This is a genomic window from Hymenobacter sp. HDW8 (assembly GCF_011305775.1).
Lineage (GTDB): Bacteria > Bacteroidota > Bacteroidia > Cytophagales > Hymenobacteraceae > Hymenobacter > Hymenobacter radiodurans.
Window position 1 is genome coordinate 733,472 of sequence record NZ_CP049907.1, and the last position, 14,747, is coordinate 748,218.

Here is a 14,747-nt window from a genome sequence, read left to right on the forward strand (position 1 = left end):
CAGTACTTCCAGCCACGGCAGCCTGCAGCTTATTGGGCAAATTTGCCCCCCACGCTTGTGCTTAGGCAAATAATTTCTATTCTCACGGGCCTTACCAACCAAACACCCCACTATGTACAACCTGAAAATCATTACCGCCACCGTCCGCCCAAGCCGCAAAGGGCCTATCGTTACCGAATGGGTTGCGCAGAAGGCGCGGCAGCACGGTGAGTTCAATGTGGAGGTCTTGGATCTGCAAGCCATTAACCTGCCCCTGATGAACGAGCCTCACCACCCGGCCCAGCAGAAGTATGAGCACGAGCACACGAAGCAATGGAGCGCCCAGATTGCGGCCGCCGATGCCTTTATCTTTGTGACAGCCGAATACAACTTCAGCTACCCCGCACCCTTGCAGAATGCGCTGGAATATCTGGTTAAGGAATGGGGCTACAAGGCGGCTGGCATCGTGAGCTACGGCGGAGTATCGGCGGGTACGCGGGCTTGGAATGCGCTCAAAAATGACCTCTCGTCCTACCGCATCGTGCCGCTGGTAGAGGCCGTAAACATTCCCTTTTTCACCGAATTCATTCAGAATGACCATTTGTTGCCAAACGACATTTCGGAAAAAGCACTTGACGCGATGCTCCGCGAATTAACTCGCTGGACAAAAGGGCTGAAAAGCATTCGGGAGAACAACTAACCCGCCTCCCGGCTGCTTTAGGGGGCTTTTTTGCGGGACTTCCTGGTTGATGTAGCTTCTGAACGTCACGCATCAGGGTAGGCGGCCGCTCGCCCATTTATGGGCTAGCGGGCTCCAGATGCCAGGTGGTATGGGCCACGTGGAGGCTGCGCAGCATGGAGCTTTTCTTACGCTGGTGCGCCTGCATGCGTCGCAAAATGCTGTCGAGGGTTTGTACTGCCTGCATTACGCGGGGTCCTTTGTTGAGCATTACGCACTCAGCCCGGTCGCTCATGGCAGCGTCCGTCACTTCGGCCCGCGAAGGCAGTCCGCCACTGGCTAGACTTTCTAGCACCTGCGTCGCCCAGATAACAGGCACATGTGCTGCTTCGCAAAGCCACAGTATTTCTTCCTGCACCTCGGCCAGCCGCTCAAAACCACACTCTACGGCCAGGTCGCCGCGCGCTATCATCACGCCACAGCTGCCAGCCTGCATGGCGCTGAGCAGCAAAGCGGGTAGCTGCTCGAAGCCGCGCTGGGTTTCGATTTTGAGAATAATCGCGACCGCGCGCTCACTCAGGCGGGCCAGGTGCTGCTGTAGCTGCTCCACTTCGGCGGCCTTGCTCACAAACGAGAGGCCGACCATATCAGCGTGCTGAGCAACAAAAGCCAAATCTTCCAGGTCTTTCGCCGTTAGGGAAGGAAGAGGCAAGTTGCTGTCGGGCAGATTGATGCCTTTATCATTGCGCAGCTTTTCGCCTTTGGCCCGGGCCTGGGTGATGCGCACGTGCACGGTGTCGGGCTCCACGCGGTCCACCACGCCCCCAATTTTGCCATCGTCAAACCAAATTCGCTCGCCCGGATTCACATAGTCGAGCACTTCTGGCAGCGCGCAGCCAATTACGGCCGGTGGCAGATCGGCGCCTGGCATCCCGTCAGCCACGGCAGTGGGCAACGGGCGGCGGGTAAGCTGCAGCTGGTCGCCGGGGCGAAGCAGTAAGAAAGACTCTGAGCGGGGCATCTCCTGGAGCATAGCTTTCGCCTTCGGCCCCCGAAAGCGGGTACTCGGCACCAGATACGCCGTTTTGCGCAACTCCGCCCAGCAACCTTCCGCACTTCTGCTGCGCACGCGCAGCTTGCGCTTGGTGCCCCGAGAATCGCGAAACCGAATGACGTCGCCGGGGCTTAACTGCTGTAGCCACTTGCTGGGGAAGAACAGGCGCACCGTTCCAGTTGCCTGCGCCGTTTGCGGCAAATCCCGACTGGTAAGCCAGAGGCGGACCGGCGTCAGCACGCGGCCAAAATCGTCGCGCATGGGGCTGACCCGCAGCACGGCCGGTGCGGGTGGCAAGCCGGTTGTGCGCAGCTTTGCGCCGCCTAAGTCCATACTAATCTTGCAGGTTCTGCCCACCTCCTGCTCCGCTTGGCGCAGGTGGTCAATCATTTGCTGCCAGGCAGCCCGATTATCGTGCGCGCAGTTGATGCGCGCGCAGTCCATACCCTGACGCAACAGATCCCGCACGAGTGGATAATCAGTGGCTGCTTCGGTGGGCAAGGTGACCATAATGCGCACGTCGCGGGCGGCAGGTACTGGCCCCAGCACGGCCTCACTGTGCTCTGCTAATAAAAGCCCCCACTCGTAAAGTCGGGCGCAATAGCGCCGGGTGGCGGCGGATGAGGTATACCAGGTTGGGCCAGCTCGTGCAATACGGCCAGTACGGCGTCTACGCTGGCCAGAGCATGGGCCTCGGCACGCCCTAAAGATGATAGGCCCAGCACCGCCAGCCGCTGTTGCAGGGGCCGCAAATCGGGGCGTCGCAGCGCCAGATAATGCAATAGGTTGTGGGCGCTAACCACAAAATTGGGATGTACCCGCGTCAGCCTGCTCCCGGCCAGCCCGATTCCGCTTACCATATCCTGACGCAAGGTGGTCAGTTCAGCCAGCAGCTGGGCTATTTCGGCGCCATTGCGGTCGGCAAAAAGCGAAGATGCGGATTGGTCGGTCATAGCCAGTAGCAAAAAAGCCCCCCAACCTCAGACGCACAATTACGTCGCGGCGAGCAACCAGGCGAAGAGATGAAGCCAGCACCAATAGCCTTAAAACACAAGTTATTATTTTATTAGTTTAATTTTGTGACTAGCTTAGCTTTCAGCGCTGGTATCCTTTCTGCCTTCTCTATCTCTTACGCATTTGGCTGAAAGAGCGCGAGTTACAGCCGCTGTATTTGATTCGCTTTCTCCACGTTACCCCTGGGAAGGCCGGCGAAGCGGCTTGGGGGGCAAATCTGTTAGCTGCTGCTTCGTTGACCATGGGATCCGCTGCAACCCATTCGCTCAGGTCTGGTTTCCTTCGGGGAGCATCTCTCCTGCTTGCACTGCTGACTGGAGCGTGCGGCGAGGTAGCGACCAACCAAAAAATCAGCATTGACGGCTCCAGCACCGTATTTCCGATTACCGAGGCGGTAGTGGAGGAATACGCACGGCAACAGCCCGCGGCGCGTATCACCGTGGGCATATCGGGCACTGGAGGCGGCTTTCAAAAGTTCTGTCGACGGGAGATTGACCTGACCAACGCCTCGCGACCTATCACCGACCGCGAAGGCCAGGATTGCGAAACGCAGCACATTGCTTATTTGCCCCTGACGGTGGCCTTTGATGGACTGGTCGTGGTGGTGCACCCCAGCAACACGTGGGTCAACAGCCTGAAAGTAAGTGAGCTGAAGAAATTATGGGAGCCGGCGGCCCAGCACCGCATCCTGCGCTGGAACCAGATTCGGCCGGATTGGCCAGCGGCCGAAATTCACCTGTTTGGAGCTGGCACCGCCTCCGGTACCTATGACTATTTCACCCAGGCCATTGTGGGGCGGCGCCACGCCAGTCGGGGCGATTATACGGCCAGCGAAGACGACAACGTGCTGGTACAGGGCGTTTCCACCGACCCGTTGGCCCTGGGCTTTTTTGGCTTCGCTTATTATGAGGCCAACCGTGCTGCTCTCCGGCTCGTGCCCATCGACGACGAGCAGCCCAGCAACGGGGCCGGGCCGGTAACGCCCACCGTCGAAACCGTCAAAAATAATACGTATGCGCCCCTTTCTCGCCCCTTGCTGCTGTACGTGAGCAGCGTGGCCGCGCGCCGCCCCGAGGTGCAGGCCTTCATTCGCTTTTACCTGGCTCAGGCCCCGCACTTAGCGCGCGAGGTGGGCTACATTCCGCTGCCCGCCACCGAATACCACCGCCAGCAGACCCGCTTCGACGAGTTTGTGGCCCAACTGCGGTAACCGTATCACCCCATTAGCTTCTGCTGACTGGCCATGAAACAACCCGAACGCCTCATTGAAGCCCTGCTGGCACTGAGCGCGGGCATCAGCGTACTCACCACGGGGGGCATTATTGTGATGCTGGCCGTGGAGGCCGCTCATTTTTTTCGGGAGGTGCCGCTGGGCGATTTTTTGACCGATACGCAGTGGACGCCGCTTTTTGCTGACAAGCATTTCGGTATCCTACCCTTGGTGGCGGGCACTTTTCTTACCACGGGCGTGGCCATCGCCGTGGCCCTACCGCTGGGCCTCATCATTGCCATCTACCTCAATGAGTACGCAACGGTGGGCTTTCGCAACGCCCTGAAGCCCCTGCTCGAAATTCTGGCGGCGGTGCCCACCGTGGTTTATGGCTTTTTTGCTTTAACCGTAGTCACACCTTTTTTGCAACGACTGCTACCCGGCATGGCGGGGTTTAATGCTTTGTCGGCCGGGAGCGTAATGGGCATCATGATCTTGCCCCTGGTTTCGTCGCTGAGCGAAGACGCGCTGACGGCCGTGCCCCGCTCCTTGCGCGAAGCTTCCTACGCGCTGGGCGCTACGCGTCTGCAAACCGCCCTGCGGGTGGTGGTTCCGGCCGCTTCGTCGGGCATCACCGTATCGGTCATCCTGGCCATTTCGCGGGCCGTAGGCGAAACCATGATTGTAGCCATTGCCGCCGGGCAGGAGCCCCGCCTGACGGCCAATCCGCTGGTGCCGGTCGAAACCATCACCACCTATATCGTGCAGGTCAGCTCCGGCGACGTGGCCTACGGCACCTTGGAGTACGACACCATCTTTGCCGCCGGCATCACCCTTTTCGTCCTGACCCTGGTGTTGAACAACTTGGGGTATTGGTTCCGCCAGAAATTCCGGGAGCAGTATGAGTAACATGACCCGCAACCGCCTGCTCGACCGCGCCTTCCGCCTGGTGGGCCTGTTGGCTACGCTACTCGGTCTGCTGCTGCTGGCCCTGTTTCTGCTCGATATTCTGCGCACGGGCCTGGGCCGCCTGAACTGGCAGTTTTTGAGTGCGCTTCCTTCGCGTTTCCCCGCTCGGGCCGGCATTTACACGGCCCTGCTAGGCACCGTCTGGATTATGGTACTGACTGCTTTTATTGCTGTGCCGGTGGGCCTAGCGGCGGGCGTCTACCTGGAGGAATACGGCCGCAAAAGCCGCTGGTCGGCGCTGCTCGAAATCAATATCACCAACCTGGCGGGGGTCCCGTCCGTGATTTATGGCTTGCTAGGGCTCCATATTTTTGTCCGTCTGCTGCGCATGGGCAGCAGCGTGCTGGCCGCCAGCTGCACGCTGGCCCTGCTCATCTTGCCCATTCTCATTGTGGCCACCCGCGAGGCCATTCGGGCCGTGCCCAAAACCTTGCGGGAAGCCTCGTATGCGTTGGGCGCTACGCGCTGGCAAACTATCTGGTACCAGGTACTGCCCGCCTCCATGGGCGGCATTCTGACGGGTATTATCCTGGCCTTGTCGCGGGCCGTAGGCGAAACGGCTCCGCTGCTCGTGCTAGGGGTGCTGGCCTACGTGCCGTTTGCCCCAAAAAGCCCCTAGACGAGTTCTCGGCGCTGCCCGTCCAAATATTCAACTGGATTTCGCGCCCGCAGCAGGCCTTCAGCCTCAACGCCGCCGCCGCTATTATTGTGCTGCTGCTCATCACTTTCGGGTTGAACGGCCTCGCCATCTTTCTGCGTACCCGTTGGCGACGGCACCTGCCGTAGCTCTCCTAATCTGCCTTGCCCGATGCCCGAACTGGAGGTTGAGCATGTGAATGTATACTACGGCACGAACCACATGCTGCAGGATATCTCCATGACCATTGAGGCCCACACGGTGACGGCCTTGATTGGCCCCTCGGGCTGCGGCAAATCCACGTTTCTGCGGCTGTTTAACCGCATGAATGATTTCATCAGCGACTTTCGCCACGAGGGCAGCATCCGGATTCAGGGACAGGATATATATGCCCCCACCAGCCCGTAGAGGAGTTGCGCAAGCGTGTGGGCATGGTGTTTCAGCGGCCGAATCCGTTCCCGAAAAGTATCTACGACAACGTCACCTATGGGCTGGTACTGCAAGGTGTCCGCAGTAAGGCCGTGCTCGATGAGGTAGTCGAAAAATCGCTGCGCCAGGCCGCGCTCTGGGAAGAAGTGAAAAACGATCTACGCAAGTCGGCCCTGGCCTTGTCGGGGGGGCAGCAGCAGCGCCTCTGTATTGCGCGGGTGTTGGCCGTCGAGCCCCGCATTCTGCTCATGGACGAGCCGGCCTCGGCACTAGACCCGATTTCCACGGCCAAGATTGAGGAGCTTATTTATGACCTAAAACAGCAATACACTATTCTGATTGTGACGCACAATATGCAGCAGGCGGGCCGTGTAAGCGATAAAACGGCCTTCTTCAACTATGGCCACCTGATAGAGTATGACGATACGGGCCGCCTCTTCACCCAGCCCCGCCACGAGCAAACGCAGAACTACATCACGGGCCGCTTCGGTTGATTTCTCAGCAGGCACCAGCTGCCGCAGTCAGCACGGCTTCCATTTTTCACTACAGACATGGCTCATTTAGTACTTGAAATCCAACAGCTTAAGCAGGAGGTGTACGCCATGTGGGGGCTGGTGCTGGAGCAATTACAGCGCAGCCAGCGGGCACTGCACACCCCTGATTCAGCGCTGGTAAAAGAGGTGTCGCGGCAGGAAAAGCGCATCAATACCCGGGAGCTGAAAATTGAGCGGCACTGCGAAAGCATCATCGCGCTGCACACGCCGGTCGCCATTGATCTGCGTTTCGTGTTGGCCGTGCTAAAAATTAATACCAGTCTGGAGCGCGTAGGCGATGCGGCCAAGGCTATGGCCCAATTTGTCCGGCGCTTTGTGCTGAAGGGCGAGGAAAAATTTGATCCTCATTTGCTGGCCATCAGCCGCCTGGATGAGATGTGCCGGGAGGCAATTACCCTGCTGGAAATGGTCCGGGGCGCCTTTGAGCAGGAAGACAGCACGCTGGCCCGTCGCATGTTCAAGGAAGTGAAAGCCTTGGCCGACAACAATGTACAGGCGCACGCGGCCCTGGCGGCCTATATCCAGGACCATCCGGGGCGGGTGCAGCAAGCCCTGCAAATTTTGCTGCTCGTGCGTAAGCTCGACCGCATCGGCGATGAGGCCAAGAACATTGCGGAGGAAATCATCTTCTACTTGGAAGCACAGGTGTTGCGCCACCAGTCGGGCAAGCACCGGGGCCAGTAGCTGTTCAGCGCCCATCCAACGCGCGAGCGGCCTTAGTTAAGACGGAAGTTTTTCAGGTTTTTGGGTAGCAGGGGGTGTTTATCCACCGCTAACGCTTGCAGAATGGCCACGGTCAGAACCACCAGCAGGGCTATTTTCACTTGGCTCAGCAGCGTAGCGTGTCCATCGGCCACCTCCGAGCCGCGCGACAGTTGCTGGCCCACCTGGAGTTGAATCTGGGTGAGGCGGCTCACATCCGCATGAATGCGGTCAAACTGCTGAGCAAGTTCCTGGGCAGACGCGCCGGAAGTCGGCGCGCCAACGTACAGCAGTTCCGCTTCCAAGTAGTTATAGCGAGTGAGGTGGGCCATAACCGACTGGAACACTTTGTTTTCCTCGGCCACCATATACGTCGCCTGATAGCTCTTGAGCAGGGAATCTATGGCCTTGTTTTGGGCTACTAGCTGAACCTGGGTATTGTGGAAATGTATCTGGGTCGGCGCGGCCAGATAGCTTTCCAGCAGTCGCCGCTTGGCGTACATATGGTCGTTGAGGGCAAAAAGGCCCGCGGCGGGCTGAAGCCGGTCTTGGTAGAGGGAGGCAACAGCAGTGTTCATATCGTGCAGCTGGCGGGTTTCCCATAAACTACTGCCCAGCATGGTCAATACGATACCCAAAAACAGAAACGCCAGCTTGACTTTATGGTGAATTCCTGAAAGTAGATTCATGAGACAGGGATTGAGAAACCGAGGAAATTAAAATCAGCTTAAAATACGAAAAATAAGGCAAATCAGCAGTACAAGCCTGCCCAACCCGTCCGCCGAGCGCGGCCCACTAAAGATGCTCCTAAACAGGAGTGCGCTCAGTCCGAAAGTCAGGAGTTGCCTAATGGCTGGCGCGGAAATAAGGCCTTTTCCCTACATTCACCCCAGCCCGGAGTGCCCATCCGGTCCGTTTTTCTTTCCTTCAGCACGCTTCTTTTATCAGCATGACGGCCGAACACGAACGATTAGCAGCGGCCCAGGCGCCTCGCGCTCCCTGGCGCCGGTGGGGACCTTATCTCTCGGAGCGCCAGTGGGGCACCGTGCGCGAGGATTATTCGGCCGACGGCCAAGCCTGGCAGCACTGCACCCACGATATGGCCCGCTCCTACGCCTACCGCTGGGGCGAAGACGGGCTGGGGGGCATTTCCGATGACCAGCAACTGCTCTGCCTCGCGGTGGGCCTCTGGAACGGGCACGACCCCATCCTGAAAGAGCGCCTGTTTGGGCTGAGCGGTCCGGAGGGCAACCACGGCGAGGACGTGAAGGAGGTGTATTACTACCTCGACAACGTGCCCACGCACTCTTACATGCACCAGCTGTACAAGTATCCGCAGCACGCCTTTCCCTACGAGTGGCTGGTGCAGGAAAACGCCCGCCGGGGCCGCCAACAGCCCGAGTTTGAGCTACTCGACACAGGTGCCTTTCACGATGATCGTTACTTCGACGTATCTATTGAGTACGCCAAGGCTGCCCCCGACGACATTCTGCTTCAGATAACAGTGCACAACCGGGGTCCGGTGGCGGCAACCGTGCATGTGCTGCCGCAGCTTTGGTTTCGGAATACCTGGGCCTGGGGCCTCGATGACTACCGCCCCCAGCTAGCTGCCGACCCGGCGGGTGGCACCATTGCGGTGCATCACCAAAAGTTGGGCGAGCTGTGCCTGTACTGCGACCAGGACCCGACGCTGCTGTTCTGCGACAACGAAACGAACACCCAGCGCTTATACAAAACGCCCCCCACCGCGCCAACAGCCTATTTTAAGGATGGTATCAACGATTACCTGGTACACGGAGCGGCCACCATTAACCCAGCCCAGGCAGGTACCAAGGCCGCCGCTCACTACCTGCTATCCATTCCGGCCGGCGCCTCAAAGTCGGTGCGCGTACGGTTGGGGCCCGCTGGTCAAACGCATCCCTTCGCCGACTTCGATCAGCTCCTGAAGCAGCGACACCAGGAGGCCGACCAATACTACGCCGCCGTGCAGGCCGCGCTATCGAATGCCGATGCCCGCCGTGTGCAGCGGCAGGCTTTTGCTGGCATGCTCTGGAGCAAGCAGTTCTACTACTACGACGTGCCGCAGTGGCTTTCCGGCGACCCGGCCACCCCGCCCCCTCCAGCCCAGCGCCAACACGGCCGTAACGCGGGATGGCCACACCTCAACAATGCCGACATTATCTCGATGCCCGACAAGTGGGAGTACCCGTGGTACGCGGCCTGGGACCTCGCTTTTCACTGCCTGCCCCTGGCCCAGCTGGACCCCGAGTTTGCCAAGCATCAGCTGCGCTTGCTTTGCCAAGACTGGTACATGCACCCCAATGGTCAGCTGCCGGCCTACGAGTGGAACCTGAGCGACGTGAACCCACCCGTGCACGCCTGGGCCACCTGGCGCGTGTACAAGATGTGTCAGAAGCACAGCGGTGGCCCCGGCGACACCGACTTTCTGGCGACGGTGTTTCACCGCCTCCTGCTCAACTTTACCTGGTGGGTGAACCGCAAGGACCGGAGCGGCCGCAACATCTTTGAGGGGGGCTTTTTGGGGCTGGATAACATCGGCTTGTTCGACCGCTCGGCTCCGCTGGCGGCGGGCAGCAGCCTCGAGCAGGCCGATGCTACCAGCTGGATGGCCATGTACGCCCTGAACATGATGCGCATGGCCTTGGAGCTAGCCCGCACCAACCCAATTTACCAGGATCTGGCCAGCAAGTTTTTCGAGCACTTCCTTTACATCGCCGGGGCCATGACCAACATGGACCAGGCCCACCAGGACCTCTGGGACGATGAGGACGAGTTTTACTACGATGCCCTTCACACCCCTGGCAATGGCCTGCAGCTGCTAAAAACCCGCTCCCTGGTCGGCCTGATTCCGTTGTTTGCGGTAGAAGTGCTGGACGACGAGCTGCTGCAATCAGTACCCCAGTTTGGGGCCCGGCTCCGCTGGTTCTTAGAAAACCGTCCTCAATTGGCCAGTCTGGTCTCGCGCTGGCAGGAGCCGGGGCAGCAGGCCACGCACTTGCTTTCCCTGCTGCGTGGCCACCGAATGAAGCGCCTGCTGGCTCGGGCCTTGGATGAGGCGGAGTTTCTGTCAGACTACGGCATTCGCTCGCTGTCGCGCTACCATCTGGATCATCCCTACCAGTTTCACTGCGCCGGTCAGGACCTAACCGTACGCTATGAGGCGGGTGAGTCGACGGAGGATATGTACGGGGGCAACTCTAACTGGCGGGGGCCAATTTGGATGCCGACCAACTTCCTGATCATTGAGTCGTTGCAACGTTTCCACCACTATTACGGCGACGATTTTCAGGTAGAATATCCCACCGGGTCGGGCAAGTATTGTACGCTACTCCAGATTGCCGATGCGCTGAGTGCACGACTTACCCAGCTCTTTTTGCGCAACGAAGCGGGCATTCGTCCCGCCCTGGGCTCGAATGCCCACCTGCAGCAGGACCCACACTTCCGCGACTACCTTCTCTTCCATGAGTACTTCCACGGCGACACCGGTCAGGGCTTAGGCGCCAGCCACCAAACCGGCTGGACGGGTCTCATCGCGAAACTCTTACAACCACGTACCTAAATTATTACTACACCTTTCCCAGCGTATGCATATATGCCTGAATGCTAGGCAGAATCAGGAGAATGACGCCTTCAATATATTCCCGATCAGCCGGCGTCCAGGGTCGCGGGGCGTCAAATACGCAGGGTTGTAGAATGCCCCACAGCTGGCCCCCAGCCGTGATATGCGCATGCACCAGTGCCCGGTGGCCGAAGGTGCGCCGCTCAAAATCCTGGTTGAGTACCTCCGGGCCTGCCTGTGTTACGTCCTCGACATATACCGACGGCTGGGTTGCCAGCGCCGCCCGAAACAGCGGATCTTCTTGGGGCAAGTCGCCCGTGTCGTCTTGCCAGTCGTGGCGCGGATCGGGCACAGTTGTCCTCTTGCGCCAGACAAACGCAATACGGCCTCGTCCCTGCACAGGGTCGCGCACATATAGAAAGCAGCGGTCTACGCCCAGGTGCGGGCCTATTATATCGAGAGCACACTGTAGGCACTCAGCCGGCAGATTCTTGGCGGCTAGCACCACCGCTAGTTCATTCAGGGGAAGCATAGTCATGGGAGTAAGACAGCTGGCGGGAAGCTTGAAAGGGTGGAATAGTAGGTCTATTTGAAGATTGCGTCTCAATATAAGGAGGCCTTTTTTTCCTCTACTTTTTCTAAAGCACACTTACTATGTGCTCGCTGGATAGATGCAATCTGTATCGACAGTACGGTGCAGGTATGTTGGCCGGAATTTCTTGTCTATCCTGCAGTAGTTGCTTCTTTCTGCTACTTCAAAACAGCGTGTTATCTGCTATATCCAGGTATACCGCGACGAGATTTGAGCTGGCAAGAAGTTGCCTAACAGTGCCTCAATCGTGTGACTATGTCATCTTCTTTTCCGCTGTCTATGCACCTACTTTCCATAGCAAAAAAATTACCCTTACTGGCCATCGTGGTGACCCCTAGCCTGGTAGTGGCGCAAACCGCGCCGCCCAAGACCAACGACACCACTACGCCCCTGCACCTGCTCAAGCCGGATTATCCAATTCCCTATGGCCAAGTGAAAGCCGAGGAAGTAAAGCAGGTGCTGGACCGCGTGTACACCTATTTGAACACCGCTACGCCCGCCGAGCTAGTCGATAAAAAGACGAACGCGCCCATTACCGACCGGCGCAAGTTCTCGCCCGACGCCATCATCCGGCCCGGCGACTTCCGCCTCACCAGCTACGAGTGGGGCGTCACGTACGCGGGCATGCTGCGGGCCAGTGAAACCACCGGCGACCCCAAATACGCTGCCTATACCGTAAGTCGCCTGAAGTTTTTGAGCGAGTTAGGGCCCTACTTTAGCGCCTACCAAAAAGCCAACCCGGAGGCGGCCACCCCCATGCGCTCGGTGCTGTACCCCAAGGCTCTGGACGACGCCGGCTCGCTGTGTGCGGCTATGATTAAAACCCAGCGCGCCAACGCCTCAGCCGACCTACGCCCCATGATCAACAACTTAATAGACTTCATCATCACCAAGGAGTTCCGCTTGGCCGATGGCACCTTGGCCCGTAATCGACCCCAGCCGAATACGCTGTGGCTCGACGACTTATACATGAGCGTGCCGGCTCTGGCCCAGATGGGCAAGCTCACTAGCGAGCGGCGCTACTACGACGAAGCCGTGAAGCAGGTGACCCAATTTGCCCCCCGCATGTTCAACAAGTCGAAGGGCTTGTACATGCACGGCTGGGTGCAGGAGATGACGGTGCACCCCGAGTTTCACTGGGCCCGCGCTAATGGCTGGGCTTTGCTGACTAAAGTAGAATTGCTCGACGTATTGCCCGACGACCACCCCGGCCGCCCGGCGGTGCTAGAGCTGTTGCGCGCCCACGCCCGCGGCCTTGCCGCTCAGCAGGCCGGCAGCGGCTTCTGGCACCAGCTCCTTGACCGCCCCGATTCCTATCTCGAAACCTCCGCTACTGCCATCTACGCCTACGCCATTGCCCACGCCATCAACCAGGGCTGGCTCGATGCCAAAGCCTACGGTCCCATGGCCCTGCTGGCCTGGAACGCGGTCAGCACTAAAGTAAATGCTCAGGGTCAGGTGGAAGGCACCTGCGTCGGCACCGGCATGGGCTTCGATCCGGCTTTCTACTACTACCGCCCCGTGAATCTGTACGCCGCCCACGGCTACGGCCCCGTACTGCTTGCCGGTGCCGAAACTATTCAGCTACTCAAGCAGCACCCGTATGGCATCAACGACAGCTCGGTGCAGACGTTGAAGTAGATAGGGGAATCTATTTAATCAATAAAATACTCAGTAAGATTAACCTTTATTTGAGTTTATGATGTGTGCACATGATTGACCAACAAACCGGCAATTTAATTTTAGCACCGACAGTGCGTGTCCAAGCCGGCGATTCCTTAGAAACGGTAGCCGCACTAGCCTTAGGAGAGTCGAATGAGATGCACGATGTGCAGACTGGGTGGAAATGGTTATTCGCTCGAAACGTCTATGTAGAAATGCGCTACTATATTTTGCGCTTTGGCTTTTTCAATAATAGTTTGAAGACGGTTATTATGGGCGTATCGCAGGAGCGGTTTGATTTACTAGCTACTTGGGATAACTGGTCTGAACAAGCCGAAATGAGCCGCTTAGTTGAGCTAAAGCAGTGGATCCAGGAAGAGGTAGGGAGCGAAGGACGCTTTCCCTGGGGAAAGGTCACGGCAGATTATGACCTAAAAAGCGCAAGCAGCGGCATTACCATCAACTATAATTAGCGGCTGAATGGATCTATGCTTTGACTCACTCATATAAGCGTACTCACTTCACCGCCACATCCCACACCTTCGCCATGCGGGATTTACCATCGGGCCCTTCCACGTTCAGCACGACGATGTACTTGCCGGCTTCCTTATAGCGGTGTACCGGGCTTCGCTCCTTGGACGTAGTGCCGTCGCCAAAATCCCAGTGCCAGCGCTTGATGCTGCCGCGGCTTTCGTCCGTGAAGGTTACCTGCCGCTGGGCCATATCGGTTATGCTGAACGACCACTGGGCTTCTAGCTTCGGCTGGTATTTTTCAGCCAGCGGCAGGAGCGTAAAAATGGTCCCCAGGCTGGAATTACCGTACATTTTATGGTTTTTCGACAGGTTCCAGAAGCCTTTCTTGCGCTCGTCGTTTACGTCGTAGTCAATCACGGCCCAGGTGAGACCAATTTTCTTGTTATCGGTGAGCACCGACTCGACGGCCCGCGCGGGGCCTTCGGCCCCGGCGTAATCGAAGGGCGTAATCCAGAACTCGGCAACCAACTTGCCGGGTTGGCCGGGCTTAAAATCGTAGGAGTAGGCGATGTTGGCGTAGGGTAGCTCTTTAATCCAGGGCTGGCTGCCCCAGGCCAGGGCCCAGTCTTTGCCCACGGCGGGCGTGAAAATGTGGTAGTTCTGGGCGTGCACGCCGTGGAAGGCGAAGTAGCGCTCCATCAGCGGCAAATCCTGATTGGGGTGCTGTTCGGCAATGAGCGGCCCGCCCGATAAGTCGCCATCGACCACAATCTCAAACGTGTCGTTGTGCAGACCGGGCTGGGTGAAATCCCAGTAGTCATCGTAGGCTTCGTACAAGAAGTAGAGGCGATTCAGGCCCTTTACCCAGGCCACGCGCACCCTCACGTCGAGGTTGGTGGCGTCGGGTTTGGGGTAGCGCTTGGAGTCGTCCCACAGCTGGTCGGTACCCACGATATACTCGCTAGGAAAGCTGTCCCAGTCATCGGTTTTGCCATCAATGCGAGGAATCATGTTGGCCGGAAACTGATAGATGTTGTAGCCGCGGTCTTCCTGCGCAAAGGCTGTGGTACTCAACCCGCAGAGCAATAGCACCAGACCTACTTTTTTAGCCGAGGAACTGTGACCTAGCTCGTTTCTTGGAAACAAGGGCTTTTTGGCTCGTACCAGAGCCGAGACAATAGTTAGTAGGAGAAGCACTAGAGTGCCAAATAT

At 58.2% G+C, this 14,747-nt stretch carries 14 protein-coding genes and 1 pseudogene; 9 read left to right on the forward strand and 6 right to left on the reverse strand.

The features are described from left to right. Positions 1 to 112: 112 nt before the first annotated feature. Entirely contained in the window at positions 113 to 679 is a 567-nt protein-coding gene (locus G7064_RS03150; protein ID WP_166072418.1) for an NADPH-dependent FMN reductase, read from the forward strand. A 97-nt stretch (positions 680 to 776) separates the two neighbouring features. Here G7064_RS03150 and G7064_RS03155 read toward each other — a convergent pair whose 3' ends face one another. Both G7064_RS03155 and G7064_RS21870 read right to left on the reverse strand, forming a co-directional pair. Then, on the reverse strand, positions 777 to 2,261 hold the full coding sequence (locus G7064_RS03155) for a pyruvate kinase (RefSeq protein ID WP_205711165.1): 1,485 nt from the start codon (positions 2,259 to 2,261) through the stop codon (positions 777 to 779). Positions 2,262 to 2,278: 17 nt separating this feature from the next. After that, the gene (locus G7064_RS21870; protein WP_205711166.1) at positions 2,279 to 2,665 is read right to left on the reverse strand and encodes a hypothetical protein; all 387 of its coding nucleotides are present in this window, start codon (positions 2,663 to 2,665) and stop codon (positions 2,279 to 2,281) included. Between the two features lie 302 nt (positions 2,666 to 2,967). Between G7064_RS21870 and G7064_RS03160 the strand changes: the two genes are divergently transcribed. From G7064_RS03160 to pstA, 3 genes are read left to right on the forward strand one after another with little or no spacing between them, the layout of a single operon-like run. After that, positions 2,968 to 3,936, forward strand: coding sequence for a PstS family phosphate ABC transporter substrate-binding protein (locus tag G7064_RS03160; RefSeq protein ID WP_166072419.1), 969 nt, complete (start codon positions 2,968 to 2,970; stop codon positions 3,934 to 3,936). A 33-nt stretch (positions 3,937 to 3,969) separates the two neighbouring features. Next, complete coding sequence (gene pstC / locus G7064_RS03165; protein WP_166072420.1) at positions 3,970 to 4,845, forward strand: phosphate ABC transporter permease subunit PstC; 876 nt, start codon at positions 3,970 to 3,972, stop codon at positions 4,843 to 4,845. Continuing rightward, positions 4,838 to 5,524: a phosphate ABC transporter permease PstA gene (gene pstA / locus G7064_RS03170; protein WP_240935699.1), complete on the forward strand. Its 687-nt coding sequence runs from the start codon at positions 4,838 to 4,840 to the stop codon at positions 5,522 to 5,524. The genes pstC and pstA overlap by 8 nt, the downstream gene beginning before the upstream one ends. On the opposite strand, the gene G7064_RS22145 is transcribed toward pstA, so the two are convergent. Next, on the reverse strand, positions 5,521 to 5,682 hold the full coding sequence (locus G7064_RS22145; protein ID WP_240935700.1) for a hypothetical protein: 162 nt from the start codon (positions 5,680 to 5,682) through the stop codon (positions 5,521 to 5,523). The genes pstA and G7064_RS22145 overlap by 4 nt on opposite strands. Before the next feature lie 31 nt (positions 5,683 to 5,713). Between G7064_RS22145 and pstB the strand changes: the two are divergent. After that, positions 5,714 to 6,465, forward strand: a pseudogene (gene pstB / locus G7064_RS03175) (phosphate ABC transporter ATP-binding protein PstB). 57 nt (positions 6,466 to 6,522) lie between these two features. Further along, on the forward strand, positions 6,523 to 7,209 hold the full coding sequence (gene phoU, locus G7064_RS03180) for a phosphate signaling complex protein PhoU (RefSeq protein WP_166072421.1): 687 nt from the start codon (positions 6,523 to 6,525) through the stop codon (positions 7,207 to 7,209). Between the two features lie 32 nt (positions 7,210 to 7,241). On the opposite strand, the gene G7064_RS03185 is transcribed toward phoU, so the two are convergent. Beyond that, complete coding sequence (locus G7064_RS03185) at positions 7,242 to 7,916, reverse strand: MCP four helix bundle domain-containing protein (protein WP_166072422.1); 675 nt, start codon at positions 7,914 to 7,916, stop codon at positions 7,242 to 7,244. A 260-nt stretch (positions 7,917 to 8,176) separates the two neighbouring features. On the opposite strand from G7064_RS03185, the gene G7064_RS03190 reads away from it, so the two are divergent. Next, on the forward strand, positions 8,177 to 10,807 hold the full coding sequence (locus G7064_RS03190) for an MGH1-like glycoside hydrolase domain-containing protein (RefSeq protein ID WP_166072423.1): 2,631 nt from the start codon (positions 8,177 to 8,179) through the stop codon (positions 10,805 to 10,807). Between the two features lie 7 nt (positions 10,808 to 10,814). On the opposite strand, the gene G7064_RS03195 is transcribed toward G7064_RS03190, so the two are convergent. Continuing rightward, a complete protein-coding gene (locus G7064_RS03195; protein ID WP_166072424.1) occupies positions 10,815 to 11,339 on the reverse strand; it encodes a GAF domain-containing protein in 525 nt (174 codons plus the stop codon). A 339-nt stretch (positions 11,340 to 11,678) separates the two neighbouring features. Here G7064_RS03195 and G7064_RS03200 point away from each other — a divergent pair, with 339 nt between their 5' ends. Continuing rightward, positions 11,679 to 13,040, forward strand: a complete 1,362-nt coding sequence (locus tag G7064_RS03200; protein WP_166072425.1) for a glycoside hydrolase family 105 protein — start codon at positions 11,679 to 11,681, stop codon at positions 13,038 to 13,040. 71 nt (positions 13,041 to 13,111) lie between these two features. Next, positions 13,112 to 13,534 carry a hypothetical protein gene (locus G7064_RS03205; protein ID WP_166072426.1) on the forward strand — a complete coding sequence of 141 codons (423 nt, stop codon included), beginning with the start codon at positions 13,112 to 13,114 and terminating at the stop codon, positions 13,532 to 13,534. 43 nt (positions 13,535 to 13,577) lie between these two features. On the opposite strand, the gene G7064_RS03210 is transcribed toward G7064_RS03205, so the two are convergent. After that, positions 13,578 to 14,732, reverse strand: a complete 1,155-nt coding sequence (locus G7064_RS03210; protein ID WP_205711167.1) for a PKD domain-containing protein — start codon at positions 14,730 to 14,732, stop codon at positions 13,578 to 13,580. Positions 14,733 to 14,747: the final 15 nt, after the last annotated feature.

Bases quoted from the DNA above. Each gene is read 5' to 3' on its own strand.
- G7064_RS03195 (WP_166072424.1), bottom strand. From the start codon at position 11,339: ATGCTTCCCCTGAATGAACTAGCGGTGGTGCTAGCCGCCAAGAATCTG.
- pstA (WP_240935699.1), top strand. From the start codon at position 4,838: ATGAGTAACATGACCCGCAACCGCCTGCTCGACCGCGCCTTCCGCCTG.
- G7064_RS03150 (WP_166072418.1), top strand. From the start codon at position 113: ATGTACAACCTGAAAATCATTACCGCCACCGTCCGCCCAAGCCGCAAA.
- G7064_RS03185 (WP_166072422.1), bottom strand. From the start codon at position 7,916: ATGAATCTACTTTCAGGAATTCACCATAAAGTCAAGCTGGCGTTTCTG.
- G7064_RS21870 (WP_205711166.1), bottom strand. From the start codon at position 2,665: ATGACCGACCAATCCGCATCTTCGCTTTTTGCCGACCGCAATGGCGCC.
- G7064_RS03190 (WP_166072423.1), top strand. From the start codon at position 8,177: ATGACGGCCGAACACGAACGATTAGCAGCGGCCCAGGCGCCTCGCGCT.
- G7064_RS03200 (WP_166072425.1), top strand. From the start codon at position 11,679: ATGCACCTACTTTCCATAGCAAAAAAATTACCCTTACTGGCCATCGTG.
- phoU (WP_166072421.1), top strand. From the start codon at position 6,523: ATGGCTCATTTAGTACTTGAAATCCAACAGCTTAAGCAGGAGGTGTAC.
- pstC (WP_166072420.1), top strand. From the start codon at position 3,970: ATGAAACAACCCGAACGCCTCATTGAAGCCCTGCTGGCACTGAGCGCG.
- G7064_RS03205 (WP_166072426.1), top strand. From the start codon at position 13,112: ATGATTGACCAACAAACCGGCAATTTAATTTTAGCACCGACAGTGCGT.
- G7064_RS03160 (WP_166072419.1), top strand. From the start codon at position 2,968: ATGGGATCCGCTGCAACCCATTCGCTCAGGTCTGGTTTCCTTCGGGGA.